The organism is Streptomyces sp. NPDC051214 (genome assembly GCF_040682375.1).
Classification (GTDB): Bacteria; Actinomycetota; Actinomycetes; order Streptomycetales; family Streptomycetaceae; genus Streptomyces.
Genome location: NZ_JBFBAT010000001.1, coordinates 386535 through 400633 on the forward strand (window position 1 = coordinate 386535; position 14099 = coordinate 400633).

Here is a 14099-nt window from a genome sequence, read left to right on the forward strand (position 1 = left end):
TGTCCTCATTTGACCGTGTTGCCCCACAGCTCGGAGTCGTCCACGTTCTCCTTGGTGACCAGCGGCGCGGGCAGCTGGTCCTCGAGGATGCCGCCGGGCAGCTTCACGATGGTCGAACCGTGGTCGGTCCTGCCGGGCTTGAACTTCTTCCCGTTCATCGCGGCCTTGATGTAGTACATGCCGTACTTGGCGTACGCGTCGGCCGGCTGCGAGACCGTGGCGTCGATCTGGCCCTTGCGGATGGCGTCGAACTCCTGCGGGATGCCGTCGTTCGAGATGACGGTGATGTGGCCCTTCTCGCCGGTCTTCTTGAGCATCTTCTTGGACTTCAGGGTCTGCAGGGTGGGCGCGAGATAGACGCCGCCCGCCTGCATGTAGATGCCCTTGATGTCGGGGTTGGAGTTGAGCAGCGTGTCCAGCTTGGAGGCGGCGGTGTCGGACTCCCACTTGGCGGGGATCTCCAGGACCTTGAGCTTGGGGTACTTCTTCTTCACGCAGGTGCGGAACGCCTCGGAGCGCTCACGGCCGTTGACGGAGGCGAGGTCGCCCATGATCTGGACGACCTTGCCGGTCTTGACCTGCTCGCCGAGGTAGTCGCAGGCCTTCTCGCCGTACGCGACGTTGTTGGCCCGCACCACCATCGCGACCTTGCCCTTCTCGGGGGCGACGTCGACGGCGACCACGGGCACGCCTTTGCGCTCGGCCTGGTCGAGTCCCGCGGAGATGGCCGCGCTGTCGAGCGGCGCGACGACGAGCCCCTTGACGCCCTGATTGAGCTGGTTGTTGATGTCGGTGATCTGCTGCGAGGGGTCACTGTTGGAGTTGACGGTCTTCATCGCGTCGACGTCCTCGGACTTCGCCATCTTCGGCACGTAGTCGTTGTACGACTGCCAGAACGGCGAGGTCAGCAGGGGCAGGATCACCCCGACCTTGCCCTCCCCGCCGCCTCCGCCGCCCGCGGGCGCCGCGCTGTCCTTCGTACTGCCGCATGCCGTGAGCACGAGGGACGCGCAGGCCGCGGCGGCGGCGATCCGCGCCACACGCGAGGTCCCCGCCTTGCTGGTCCTGTTGCGCACTGTTCTGCCGGCCATCTGACGGCTCCTCATCGAGCGTGGATCGGAAGTACTGGCGACTGATGGGCGAATATTTATCAGACCACTTGGCGCTCACAACACCCCTCGACGCCAAGTTTTCCCGCTTTCAGGCCGTAGTGGTCGGACCACATCTCTGACTAGACTGCGGCGCACTCGGCTAGTGGAGGAGCGTTACGTGGACCAGACCGCCCCGCAGAAGGCCACCGTGACGCAGCGGGCCATCGAGCAGATCAAGGCGATGATCGGCGAGGGCCGTCTCCAACCGGGCCAACGCCTGCCCACGGAACGTGACTTGGCCACCCAGCTGGGGATCTCGCGGAGCTCCATGCGGGAGGCGATCCGCGCGCTCACGGTGATGGGGGTGCTTGAGGCCCGACACGGCTCGGGCATCTATGTCACCCAGCTGGAGGCCGGGGATCTCCTGGAGACCTTCGGCGTCGTGGCCGACCTGTCACGCGGGCCGCGCCTCGTGGAACTCCTGGAAGTACGCCGGGTCCTCGAGTCCACGGCGACGGCGCTGGCGGCGGCGCGCATCTCCGCCGACCAACTGGCGGACGTGGAGAAGCACTTGGAGGCGATGAACGCCACGGAGGACCCAGAGGAGATCCTCTCCCACGACCTGGCCTTCCACCGCACGATCGCCCTCGCGGCAGGCAACGACACGATGGCGGCCATCCTGGAGGGCCTGTCGTCCCGCACGTTCCGCGCGAGGGTCTGGCGCGGCTACCAGGAAGAGGGCGCCTTCGAACGAACCCGCCGAGAACACGCCCGCATCCACCGCGCGCTGGCGTCCCGCGACCCGGAGGCAGCGAGGGCCGCGGCGGCGGCACACGTGGGAGAGGTGGAGGAATGGATGCGGGCCCAGGTGGACGGCTGACGCGCAGCCCCCGCCCTACCCGATGAGGGTCTGCTTCGGGCGGACCACGCAGAACTCGTTTCCCTCCGGATCGGCCAGGACCGTCCAGGATTCCTCGCCGGTCTGTCCGACCTCCGCCCTTCGCGCCCCGAGTGCGAGCAGGCGGTCGATCTCCGACTCCCGGTCCTCCGCGTCGGACGTCAGGTCGAGATGCAGACGGTTCTTGACGACCTTGCGGTCCGTGACCGGCATGAAACAGATGCCCACCGGAGCGGTTGCGTCGGGGCCAATGACCACCTCCCGCTCCCGCTCGGACAGAATCCGCCAGCGCAGCGCCTCGGCCCAGAAGCGGGCCAGGGCGGGCAGATCATGGGCGTCGATGACGATGTGATGCAACGCGACAGGCATGGGGGCCAGTGTGCGCCGGGATGTCCGGGCAGGCGAAGACGCCGGGCGGGACTGGCCGTATGTCCCCCCGGCGTCTTCCCGGCGCCTGTCTCGCTCAGCTCAGCTCAGCGCAACGTCACGCCCGCGTCAGACGCAGCGTCATCAGTTCGAACGGGCGCAGCGTCAGCGTGATCTCGTCGTCCGAGCGCTCGGGGATCGCGGCGTCTGCGAGGGGGCGCTCCAAGAGGTCCGTTACCTCTACCGTGCCGACCGGGAAGCCCGTCGTCAGCATTGCCTTCGCGCGGCCGCCCCGTGATTCGTGGAAGCGGACGATCACGTCGCCGCTGCCGTCGTCGGCGAGCTTGACCGCGGTGACGACGACGGCGTCGTTGTCGAGGGTCACCAGCGGGGCCACCTCGGCGCTGCCCGGGATCTGCCGCTCGGGCAGGTTGATCCGGTAGCCCTCACGCACCGCGTCTCCGATCCCGGCCCCCGGCACCAGCGCGTGCCGGAAGCGGTGGACGCCCTGGTCCGTCTCGGGGTCGGGGAAGCGCGGGGCGCGCAGGAGCGAGGCGCGGACCGTCGTGGTCGTGCCGGAGTCCGCGGCGCGTACCGTACGGGTCACGTCGTGGCCGTACGTCGAGTCCGTGACCAGGGCGACGCCCCAGCCCGGCTCTTCCACGTGCACGAAGCGGTGGTTGCACGCCTCGAACTTGGCGGCCTCCCAACTCGTGTTGGTGTGCGTGGCCCGGTAGAAGTGGCCGAACTGCGTCTCCGACGCGTACCGCTCCGCGTGGATGTCCAGCGGGAACGCCAGCTTCAGGAACTTCTCCGTCTCGTGCCAGTCGACCTCCGTCTCGATGTCCAGGCGCATGGAGCCGGGCGCCAGGGACAGCGTCTGGGTGAGCCGCGACGCACCGAAGCTGCGTACGACACGGACCGAGACGTCGTTGTCGACGGGCTCGACCGAGTCCGCCTGCGTCAGATCCGTGACCGTGTTCCGGTAGAACTCGTCGACGTCCCACGCGTCCCACATGTTCGGGAAGTCGGCGTGTATCTGCGGCAGGTTCGCGGCCTGGCCGGGCGCGACGCTCTCCCGGTCGGCCACGATGTCGTACGCCGAGACGATCAGACCGCGCGCGTCGATCTCGACCCGCAGCAGACCGTTGTCCAACACGTAGCCGCCGTCGGCGCGCGAGGCGATCGCCGACTGGCCGTCGATCGAGGCGGGGCGCGCGCCACCCGCCGGGACGCCGTCGCGGGTGTGCGGGGTGGAGTTGAAGACGAGGGTGGTGTCCGTGCCGCCGGCCTCCCCGGCGAGCGCCCGCTGGGCCGCGTCGATGATGGCGTTCAGCTCTTCGGCGACCTTCGCGTACGTCGCGCGCGCCTCGCGGTGCACCCAGGCGATGGACGAGCCGGGCAGGATGTCGTGGAACTGGTGGAGCAGCACCGTCTTCCAGATACGGTCCAACTCCTCGTAAGGGTAAGCGAAGTCGGGTGCGCGGACCGCCGCCGTCGCCGCCCACAGTTCCGCCTCCCGCAGCAGGTGCTCGCTGCGGCGGTTGCCCTGCTTGGTACCCGCCTGGCTGGTGAGCGTGGCGCGGTGCAGCTCCAGGTACAGCTCACCCACCCAGACGGGGGCGTTCGGGTACTCCGCCTCGGCCTTCTCGAAGAAGGCCGCCGGGGTCTCCCACTTGACCGTTGCGGAGCCCTCCAGGTCACGCAGGCGCCCCGCCTTCGCGATCATCTCGCGGGTGGTGCCGCCGCCTCCGTCGCCCCAGCCGGTCGGGGCGAGGGAGTGCCGGGCGACTCCCTTGTCCTTGAAGTTCTTCGCCGCGTGGGCGATCTCGCTGCCCTTCATCGAGCAGTTGTAGGTGTCGACGGGCGGGAAGTGCGTGAAGATCCGGGTGCCGTCGATGCCCTCCCAGTTGAAGGTGTGGTGCGGGAAGCGGTTCGTCTGCGACCAGGAGATCTTCTGGGTCAGCAGCCACTTGGAGCCAGCCGCCTTGATGATCTGCGGAAGACCGGCCGCGAACCCGAAGGTGTCGGGCAGCCACGCCTCGTCGTTCTCGACACCGAACTCGTCGAGGAAGAACCGCTTGCCGTGCACGAACTGCCGGGCCATCGCCTCCGACCCCGGCATGTTCGTGTCCGACTCGACCCACATGCCGCCCGCGGGCACGAACCGCCCGTCGGCGACCGCCTTCTTCACCTTCGCCCACACCTCGGGCCGGTGCTCCTTGACCCACGCCCACTGCTGCGCCTGCGACATGGCGAAGACGAAGTCCGGCTCGTCCTCGATGAGCGCGGTCATGTTCGACGTCGTACGCGCGACCTTGCGCACCGTCTCGCGCAGCGGCCACAGCCACGCGGAGTCGATGTGCGCGTGGCCGACGGCGCTGATGCGGTGGGCCGACGGTTCGGCGGGGGTGGTGAGGACGCCTTCGAGCTCGGCGCGGGCCGCGGGCGCGGAGCCGTTCACGTCCTGGAGGTCGACCGCGTCCAGGGCGCGGCCGATGGCCCGCACGATCGCGTACCGCCGCCCGGAATCCTCCGGAAGCTCCTGCATCAGCTCACCGAGCACTTCGAGATCGATGACGAGCTGCCACACGGTCTCGTCGAAGACGGCGAGGTCCATGCGGGCGAGCTTGTACTGGGGCTCGCTGCCTGCCGTCTCCTTGTCGCCGAGCTGGGTGGGCAGGAAGGGGTGGTAGTCGAGGATGACGGGGTTGGACGCGGCCTCGATGTGCAGGTGGACGTCTTCGCCGCCGGTGGCCGGGGTGGCGATCCGCACCCACTGGTTACGGGGGTTGAGGCCCTTCACCGGGGTGCCGTCGGGGCGGTAGACCAGGCCCTCGCACTGGAAGCCGGGCATGTTCTCGTCGAAGCCGAGGTCGAGGATGGCCTCGACGGTCTTCCCCGCCCATTCCGTGGGGACGGTGCCGGTCACCTGGAACCAGCTGGTGGCCCAGGGGGCGCCCCATCGCGCGCCGACCTCTGTGGGTTCGGGGTGCGCTGCCAGGCCTTCGGCTACTGGGACCGGCTCGCCCGGTGCGTTCCACACCGCTACGTCCAGAGGTACGGACTCGGGGTATACGGCGGGGCGGATGCGTTCGTCGAGGACGCGCTTGAGGCGGGCTTCGATGAGGGTGCGGTCGTCATGCATGTTCTCTCCGAGGGTTGGAACGGGTGGACTCTGCCGGGAGCTTTGCGTGCCGTCATCACCGGCTCCGCCGAGTTCGTCCTCAAACGCCGGACGGGCTGATTTCTCAGCCCCTCCGGCGTTTGAGGAGGCCCTCGCGCAGCGAGTTTCGGGAAGGGGCGGGGTGGGGGATGGTTCTTAGCCCTGGCCCACCTCCCCCGGCCGCACGACCTCTGTAATGCCCCGCGCAGCCAAGTGCGCCGAGTCCTCCACCCGGCTCGCGAGCACCGTCGTAGGCCGGACCCCGTCCGCGACAAGCCCCATGAAGGCGTCGAACACCGCACCCCCCGGCGCACACGCGGACCGCTCCGAGGTGGAGTCCTCGACCACCACAGCAGTGCCCCGCACCGCAGGCGCGTACTCCCGCCCCCGCCACTCCTTCGCCAGCCGCGCCAGCACCTCACCCCCCGGCTTGACCTGCCCCTCGTTGGTCAGCAGGCCCAGGCTGTACTCGAGTTCGGGGAAATCGGACAGCCCTCGCGACACATCGTGCGAGCACCACCACGTCACCCCCCACACATCCGCACAGTCCAGCGCCGCCTCCACCGTCGCCTCGGTGAAGCCAGCCGCGTGTTCCGCGGGGATGAGGGGAGCCGGCGCGCCCACCTCCTGGAGCCACACAGGGCGGTGCGGATCGTCCGCCCACGCCTTCGACAGCTCGATCATGTACGCCGCGTGGTGAGCGGTGGCGACCCCGCCCCGACCGTGCCGCTGGGCCGTGCCGTTGAACACCCAGGAGTGCACGGCGGTCGCGCCGCCGAGGCGCGCGGCCTGGGCCGGGGTGAAGGGCTGGTCGTCCTGGTACCAGGCGGCGTCGTACTCGGCGTGCAGGTGCAGCTTCCCCGGGGCGCCCTCCTCGCACGCGGCGAGCACCCGCCGCAGCCACTCCCCCGCCTGGTCCTGAGTGATGCGGTCGGGGTCGGGGTGGGGGCCCGCCGAGAACTGGTTGACCTCGTTGCCGATGGTCATGCCGATGAAGTTCGGGCGGTCGGCGAGGGCCGCGGCGAGCGTACGCAGGTAGGCGACCTCGCCCGCCACGACATCCGGGTCGGTGAAGATGTTCCGCCGGTGCCACGTCTGCGTCCACGCGGGCAGGAAGTCGAAGCTGGACAGGTGCCCCTGCAGTCCGTCGACGTTGACGTCGAGCCCGCGCTCGGCCGCGGCGTCCGCGAGGGCGACGAGCTGTTCCACGGCGCGCGGCCGGATCAGGGTGCGGTTGGGCTGGAAGTACGGCCAGATCGGGAAGACCCGGATGTGGTCGAGGCCCAGCGCGGCGATCGCGTCGAGATCGGCGCGTACGGCGTCGATGTCGAAGTCGAGCCAGTGGTGGAACCACCCCTGACTGGGGGTGTAGTTCGCGCCGAAGCGCGGCGCGGCGGAGGGCACACGGGTCGTACGAGACATGCGAGTCCTGGTTCTCGGGGGTGCGGGGGGCCGGTGCGGGACCGGGGTGCGGGGGGATGCGGCGGCGGCTCAGCCCTTGACCGCTCCCTCGCCGACCCCGCGGAAGAAGTACCGCTGGAGGCAGGCGAAGAGCACGATCAGCGGGAGCACGGCGATGACCGTGCCCGCGGCGACGAGCCGTTCGTCGTTGGCGAAGGTGCCGTGGAGGTAGTTCAGGCCGATGGTCAGGGTGAACTTGTCCGGGTCGCTCAGCACGATCAGCGGCCAGAGGAAGTCGTCCCAGGCGCCCATGAAGGCGAAGATCGCCACCACGGCGAGCGTGCCCTTGACCGCGGGCAGGGCGATCCGCAGGAACCGCTGCCAGACGTTGGCGCCGTCGACGTACGCGGCTTCCTCGATCTCGTACGGCAGGTTCAGGAAGGCGTTGCGCATCAGCAGGACGTTGAGCGCGGAGACGCAGCCGGGCAGCAGCACACCGATGAGGGTGTTGTTCAGGCCCAGCTCCCGCATGGTCGTGAACTGGGCGATGATGATGCCCTCCACGGGCACCAGCATGGCGAGCACGAACACGATCGTGGCCGCGCGGCGGCCCCGGTAGCGCAGGCGGGCGAGCGCGTAGCCGGCGAGGGTGGCGCCCACGCAGTTGGTCACCACGTTGGCGGCGGCCACCTTCAGGGAGTTGAGCGCGTAGTCCCAGACGGGGATGGTGTCGGCGACGCGTTCGTAGTTGTGGAAGGTCGGGCTGCTCGGCAGGAACTTGGGCGGGGAGCTGAAGATGTTCTCGTGCGGGCCCTTGAGGGAGGTGGACAACTGCCAGAGGAAGGGGCCGATCATCAGGGCCAGTACGGCGAGCAGGAGGCCGTAGCGCAGGATGATCTCCCACACGGGCATCCGGCGGCCGTTCTCGTCGGTGATCCGCCCGCGCCTGCGGGCGCCGCCCTTCCCGGCCTTGCCGCCCTCCGTCTTCGGCGCCGCCTGCTCGGTCTCGCGCGTGTCCGTCGCGGTGCTCACGCGTCCTCCTTCCGGTCCGCGCGCAGCACGAGCAGCATCAGCGCGACGGTGACGACGAAGACGACGACCGAGATGGCCGACGCGTACCCGACGCGGCCGGTCAGGCCGGTGCCGACGCGTTGCACCAGCATCACGAGCGTGGTGTCCTCGCCGGCCGGGCCGCCGTTGGGCCCGGCCATCAGATAGACCTCGGAGAACACCTTGAAGGCGGCGACCGAGGACAGCGCGGCGACCAGGACCATCGTGGAGCGAACGGCGGGGACGGTGACCGTGAAGAACCGGCGCACCGCGCCCGCGCCGTCCACCGATGCGGCCTCGTGGAGTTCACGTGGCACGTTGGCGAGCGCCGCCAAGTAAATGATCATGTAGTAGCCGAGGCCCTTCCAGACCGTGACGGCCATGGCGCTCATCAGGAGCAGCCACTGGTCGCTGAGGAAGCCGACCGAGCCGACGCCCACGGCCTCGAGGACCGCGTTGACCAGGCCCCGTTCATCCAGCATCCACACCCAGATCAGGCCCACCACGACGATGGACGCGACCACCGGCGTGTAGAAGGCGGACCGGAAGAAGGTGATGCCGGGAATGTGCTTCTGGACGAGCATCGCGAGCAGCAGCGGCAGCAGGACGAGCGCGGGGACGACCCCCACGATGTAGAGCGTCGAGTTGCGGAGCCCGATCCAGAACATGTCGTCGTGCAGCAGCTCCCGGAAGTTGTCCAGGCCGACGTACTCCCCCGGGATCAGGGTGCGCTTGTCGGTGAAGGAGTTGATGAGCGTGCTGACGAACGGATAGAGGATGAAGATGCCGACGACCAGCAGACCCGGCGCCGCGAACAGCCAAGGGCTGGACGGCAGTTGACGCCTGATGCGGCGGAAGGGCGGGCTTTGGTCGGCCGCGGCGCTTGAGGTTTTCATGGTGGTGGTCCGTGTCGTCCTGTCAGCTCTGCTTCAGCAGCCGGTCGCAGTTCTTGACAGCGTTGTCAAGCGCTTCCTTGGGACTCTGCTTGCCCTGCAGCGCCCTGGCGACGCCGTTGCGCAGCTCGATCTTCATCTGCTCGCTGAACAGCACGGGCGTGTAGTTCACCGCGGTCTTGATGGACTCGGCGGCGGCGACCCGCACCCGCGTGTCGTCGGTGCCGTCCTGCTTGGTGAAGTACGGGTCGTCGAGCGACCCCTTCGTGCTGGGGAAGATCGCCACCTTCTTGGCGAAGGACATCTGGCGCTGCGCGTCCGTCACGTAGTGGGCGAAGGCCACGGCGGCGGGCGTCTGCTTGGTGCGGGTGTTCACCATGACACCCATCACGTACATGTTGTCCTTGCCGGTGTCGGTGATCTGCGGCGTGATCCCGATGTTCTTGTAGAGGCCGGGCGCTTCCTTCTTGAACTTGCCGAGGTCCAGGGCGCTTCCGGGGTTCATGGCGACAGCCTCGGTGAGGAACTTCTTGCCCGTCGACTCGGGCGTCGCGGTGAGCGCCTGGCCGTCCAGGGCCTTCGCGTCGTACAACTCCTTGTACTTGGTGAGGAGTTCGACGCCCTTGGGGCCATTGAAGGTGAACCTGGTCCCTTCCTTGTCCATCAGCGGCACGCCGTAGCGCCCGAAGTCCTCGATGGTGGGGACGTTGGCGAGGGTGGCGGTCTTGCCCTTGGTCTTCTTCGACAGCTTCAGCGCGTCGGCGAAGAGTTCGTCGTACGTCTTCGGGGGCTTGTCGGCGTCGAGGCCCGCCTCCTTGAAGATCCGCTTGTTGTAGAAGAGGGGCCCGGTGTTCAGGTACCAGGGGAAGGCGTACGTCCCCTCCGTGCCCGGTATCTGGTGGCTCTTCCACGCCCCCGGCAGGTACTCCTTCTCGTACTTGCCCGCGGCCTTGTCGAGGTCGAGCGCCAGACCGGCCTTGGCGAGCGGGGCCACCAGGTCGGGCGAGACGTTGACGACGTCGGGCAGGGTGCCGGCCGCGGCGTCGGCGCTGATCTTGTCGGCGTAGCCCTCGCCGGGCTGGTCGACCCAGTTCACCTTCGTGCCGGGGTACTTCTTCTCGAAGCCGTCGACGACGCCCTCGAAGTACGACTTGAAGTTCGCCTTCAGGTTCCAGGTCTGGAAGGTGATCTCGCCCTCGATCTTGCCGGACGCGTCGGTCGAACCGCCGCCGTCGCCTCCGTCGCCACAGGCGCTCAGCGGCAGGAGCACGGCGAGGACGGCGGCAGCGGCGGCTGCCCTTCTGGGGATGCGGGGGTGGTGGGAGATGCGCACGGTGAAACGGCTCCTTTGCTCGGCCCAGCGTGAGGCAGACCCTGCATGGAACTCCGGTAAAAAGTCAATGGATTCGTGGAACAATCCCGCGAATCTCTTCAACTGTGCAGGTCAGAGCCGTGCGTTGAACTTCTTGCGGGGATCGACTAAAGCGCTTTAGAGTGTGCTGGCTCAAGCGCATTAGTATGCGTGCCACAGGAAAGGGGCAACACCGGTGCAAGGCAAGCGGTCCCCGGCACGCCGGCCGACCATGAAGGACATCGCGCGCCGCGCCGGCGTCTCCGAGAGCGCCGTGTCCTTCGCGCTCAACGACCGGCCCGGTGTCTCCGAGGTCACCCGCGACCGCGTCCGCAGGGTCGCCGAGCAGTTGGGCTGGCACCCGAGCACGGCGGCGCGCGCGCTGTCCGGCGAGGGTTCGGCGACGGTGGGGCTCGTGGTGGCCCGGCCCGCCGGGACGCTGGGCGTCGACTCGTTCTTCCTGCAGCTGATCTCGGGCATCCAGGAAGTCCTGGCGGAGCGTCAACTGGGCCTGCTCTTCCAGGTGGTGGAGGACGTGAGCGCCGAGTGCGCGGTCTACCAGCGCTGGTGGGCCGAGCACCGGGTGGACGGCGTCCTCGTCGTGGACCCGCGCACGCGGGACCCGCGCCCGGCGCTTCTCGACGACCTCGGACTGCCCGCGGTGGTGACGGGCGGCGTGCCGGACCCGGAGGCGCACCACCCCGGCCTCTCCACCGTCTGGGCCGACGACGCGGGCGCGATGGCCTCGGTCGTGGACCATCTGCACGCCCTCGGCCACCGCCGCATCGTGCACATCGCGGGTCTGCCCGGCCTGGCCCACACCGAGCGGCGGATCCGCACGCTGCGGGCCGAGGCCGAGCGGCGCGACCTGTCGGAGGTCCGCTCGGTGACCACGGACTACTCGGACGCGGAGGGCGCCGCGGTGACCCGGCGTGTGCTGTCCGCCGCGTCACCGCCGACGGCCCTGGTCTACGACAACGACGTGATGGCCGTCGCGGGGATCGCCGCGGCGGCCTCGCTGGGCTTCTCCGTGCCGGGGGACGTGTCGGTGATCGCGTGGGAGGACTCGGCCCTGTGCCGGATGGTGCACCCGTGGCTCACGGCCCTGTCACGCGACACGGTGTCCTTCGGGCGTACGGCGGCGCGCGAACTCCTCTCCCTCCTGGACGACGGCCCCGCGGCCACGGTCCAGGTGCCGCTGCCCACGCTCATCGAACGGGAGAGCACGGGGCGGGTGGCCGGGGGCTGAACGGTGCCGCGGGCCCGGCGCGAGCCTGTCGTACCCCACCCGTACAGTGCCGGGCATGGCAGACATCTACGAGCTCTCGGTGGCCCTTGACCTGTCCGCGGACGTCTCCGACGAGGAGATCGCCGAACTCCGGTGGCATCTCGGCCTGGGCCCCCGGCCGGAGACCCTGACGATCGTGCGCGCGTTCCCGGTCGTGGTGGAGGACGACGAGGGCGAGCCGGTGATCGAGGACGACCCTGTGCCGCTCCTGGGGTGCCACGACGCGGCCTCGAAGGTGGGCGGGGCCCTCACCTCCGCGTTGCTGTCGCGCGAGGGAGGCTGGGCGTTGACCGCGCGCCAGGAGATCCACCCGGACGACTTCGACCGCGTCGGCGAGCTGCTCGTCTGGCTGGCGGGCAGGGCAGCCGACCGCCACGAGCGGTCCGGCGGCTCTGTCCATGTCGGCTGGATCAGGTTCCACGAGGAGGACGGGCCGGTCCCTCTGATGGTGCGGGGCGTCGTCGTGTGGCCCTAGGCCTTGTCGTACCAGGAGAACGCCGTGATCCGCCAGCCCTCCGGGGTGCGGACGAACTGGATGGTCTTGGTCCCGCTCCCCTCGAAGGGCTCGCCGTCCAGCGTCCCGGACTTGCGGTACGTGCCGAACCGCGAGGCGATGTCGCCCTCGATCTCGGTCCGTTCGGATGTCTCCCACTCGGAGAAGTCGACCAACCGGCCATCCGAAAGGAGCCGTTCGCGCGGCTCGATGAACTCCTCCACCGTGTAGACCGTGAACTTCGGTCCGGTCGAGACGATCACACCCCCGGGGAGGACCAGGCGGCGGATCCGGGCCACGTCGGCGGCCCGGCCGCCACGGTTGTCGAAGGCGCCGAAGAACTCGGCGGTCACGGCGTCGATCTCGTTCTTGGACATGGCCGCGACGGTAACACCGCCGCGGCCAGGCTCACTTGGGACTCGTGCCGACGCCCGCTACACCCGCGACCGGTACAGGCCGAACTCAGCCAGGCGTACCGCCCCGCGCGACCCCGTCACCCGAAGCCGCCACTCCCGTGCCCGTACCGGCGTGGCAAGGGTCAGGACCCGGCTCGCCCCCACCGTGTCCACCTCGCTCACGAAGGTCCACCCGGAGCCGCCGGAGACCCGCGCCTCGATCACCGCGTGCTCCAGCTGCTGCCCCTGCCGGATCTCCTCCCCCAACCTGATCCGGTCGACCTCGCGCGCCTCGCCCAGGTCGACGGTGAGCGTCCCCCTGGAGGGCGCGGGGCACGCCCATGCCGTGTCCGGGTCGCCGTCGATCGCTTGTGACGGGCGGCGGCCGTCGCCCCGGGCCCGTGCGTCCCGCGCGAAGTCCTCGGGCAGCTCGCGCTCGATCCGTTCGCGGAACTCCCGCAGCCGCGCCACGTCCGCCTCGGGGAGCAGGCCTCGCTTGTCCGGCGGGATGTTGAGGAGCAGCACGGAGTTGCGTCCCACGGAACGGAACCAGATGTCCGTCAACTGCTCTACAGGCTTGGGCTGTTCATCCTCGTGGTAGAACCACCCCGGCCTGATCGAGACGTCACACTCCGCCGGCCACCACTGGACGTACTGGGCGACCTCCCTCGCCTCGGCGAGTGCCTCCCTGCTTCCCTGGTCGGGCGCGTCGTACTTCAGGGCGTAGTCGATGCTGCCGTTCCCCGAGTCCTTGACGGGGACGACGCTCCACTCGTTCTCGCGCGCAAGGCCGCCTTCGTTGCCGACCCACCGGACGTCGGGGCCGCGTACGGCGACCGTCGCGTCCGGGGCCAGGGCACGGACGACCGCGTACCAGCTGTCCCAGTCGTACGTCTCGACCTTCTCCGGCGGGATGCGCCCCTGCGCGCCGTCGAACCACACCTCGTCGATGGGCCCGTACTCGGTGAGGACCTCGTACAGCTGGTTGAGCATGTGCGCGCCGTAGTCGGTCGCGTCGAGCGTGAACGAACGTACGGCGGCGGCGTCCGCCCGGTCGTCGCCGTCGACCGGCGTGGGAATGGTGCGCCGTGAGCGGGCGCTGCCGTTGGCGTACACGCCGTGCAGGTACTGGTTCTCGTCGGCGGGCGAGATGTAGACACCCACCTTGATCCCGTGCCGTCGCAGCGAGTCGGCGAACGCGCGCAGCACATCACCTTTGCCGTCCCGCCAACTACTGCTCACCACACTGTGCTTGGTGTAGCGCGAGGGATAGAGCACGAAGCCGTCGTGGTGCTTGACGGTGAGGATGGCGAGCTTGAATCCGCCGTCGCGCAGGGCCCGCGCCCACTGGTCGGTGTTGAGGCCGGTCGGCTTGAAGACGTCGGGGTCCTCGTCGCCCGTGCCCCATTCGAGGCCGGTGAAGGTGTTGACCCCGAAGTGCAGGAACGCGGTCTGTTCGAGGCGCTGCCAGGCGATCTGCCGTTCCGTCGGCCTGACGTGGGAGGCCTTGGTGACGACTTCGTCCGGGGAGTCCTCGGGGCTGATCGGGATGCGGTAGGGCGCTTCCGGGACGGCTGGGGCGCCGGTGCGGCCAGGCGCCGCGAGGGCGAGGGATGTGCTGGACGCGGCGACCGCCGTGGTGACGGCGGCGGTCACGAAGAGACGTCTGCTGACAGTCATGGGCGTGCGGTCTCCCTGTCGGATGTC

12 protein-coding genes are annotated in these 14099 nt (G+C 69.3%); 3 read left to right on the forward strand and 9 right to left on the reverse strand.

Annotation, left to right across the window (positions count from 1 at the left end; genetic code table 11):
• Positions 1-5 precede the first annotated feature (5 nt).
• Complete coding sequence (locus AB0M70_RS01820; RefSeq protein ID WP_365815242.1) at positions 6-1091, reverse strand: sugar ABC transporter substrate-binding protein; 1086 nt, start codon at positions 1089-1091, stop codon at positions 6-8.
• A 178-nt stretch (positions 1092-1269) separates the two neighbouring features.
• Between AB0M70_RS01820 and AB0M70_RS01825 the strand changes: the two genes are divergently transcribed.
• Positions 1270-1971: a FadR/GntR family transcriptional regulator gene (locus tag AB0M70_RS01825; RefSeq protein ID WP_365815244.1), complete on the forward strand. Its 702-nt coding sequence runs from the start codon at positions 1270-1272 to the stop codon at positions 1969-1971.
• A gap of 15 nt (positions 1972-1986) precedes the next feature.
• On the opposite strand, the gene AB0M70_RS01830 is transcribed toward AB0M70_RS01825, so the two are convergent.
• The 6 genes from AB0M70_RS01830 to AB0M70_RS01855 all read right to left on the reverse strand — a co-directional run bounded on the left by AB0M70_RS01830 (position 1987) and on the right by AB0M70_RS01855 (position 10198).
• Complete coding sequence (locus AB0M70_RS01830) at positions 1987-2358, reverse strand: VOC family protein (RefSeq protein WP_365815246.1); 372 nt, start codon at positions 2356-2358, stop codon at positions 1987-1989.
• A 115-nt stretch (positions 2359-2473) separates the two neighbouring features.
• Positions 2474-5503, reverse strand: coding sequence for a glycoside hydrolase family 38 C-terminal domain-containing protein (locus tag AB0M70_RS01835; protein ID WP_365815248.1), 3030 nt, complete (start codon positions 5501-5503; stop codon positions 2474-2476).
• A 174-nt stretch (positions 5504-5677) separates the two neighbouring features.
• Complete coding sequence (locus AB0M70_RS01840; RefSeq protein WP_365815250.1) at positions 5678-6943, reverse strand: glycosyl hydrolase; 1266 nt, start codon at positions 6941-6943, stop codon at positions 5678-5680.
• 69 nt (positions 6944-7012) lie between these two features.
• Complete coding sequence (locus tag AB0M70_RS01845; protein WP_365816251.1) at positions 7013-7834, reverse strand: carbohydrate ABC transporter permease; 822 nt, start codon at positions 7832-7834, stop codon at positions 7013-7015.
• Between the two features lie 116 nt (positions 7835-7950).
• Entirely contained in the window at positions 7951-8868 is a 918-nt protein-coding gene (locus AB0M70_RS01850; protein ID WP_365815252.1) for a sugar ABC transporter permease, read from the reverse strand.
• A 22-nt stretch (positions 8869-8890) separates the two neighbouring features.
• Entirely contained in the window at positions 8891-10198 is a 1308-nt protein-coding gene (locus tag AB0M70_RS01855; protein ID WP_365815254.1) for an extracellular solute-binding protein, read from the reverse strand.
• 214 nt (positions 10199-10412) lie between these two features.
• Here AB0M70_RS01855 and AB0M70_RS01860 point away from each other — a divergent pair, with 214 nt between their 5' ends.
• Positions 10413-11465: a LacI family DNA-binding transcriptional regulator gene (locus AB0M70_RS01860; RefSeq protein ID WP_365815256.1), complete on the forward strand. Its 1053-nt coding sequence runs from the start codon at positions 10413-10415 to the stop codon at positions 11463-11465.
• A gap of 55 nt (positions 11466-11520) precedes the next feature.
• Entirely contained in the window at positions 11521-11979 is a 459-nt protein-coding gene (locus AB0M70_RS01865; RefSeq protein WP_365815258.1) for a hypothetical protein, read from the forward strand.
• Here the strand turns inward: AB0M70_RS01865 and AB0M70_RS01870 are convergent.
• Positions 11976-12374, reverse strand: coding sequence for a nuclear transport factor 2 family protein (locus AB0M70_RS01870; RefSeq protein ID WP_365815260.1), 399 nt, complete (start codon positions 12372-12374; stop codon positions 11976-11978). The genes AB0M70_RS01865 and AB0M70_RS01870 overlap by 4 nt on opposite strands.
• A 57-nt stretch (positions 12375-12431) precedes the next feature.
• The gene (locus AB0M70_RS01875) at positions 12432-14072 is read right to left on the reverse strand and encodes an alpha-L-fucosidase (RefSeq protein ID WP_365815262.1); all 1641 of its coding nucleotides are present in this window, start codon (positions 14070-14072) and stop codon (positions 12432-12434) included.
• Positions 14073-14099: the final 27 nt, after the last annotated feature.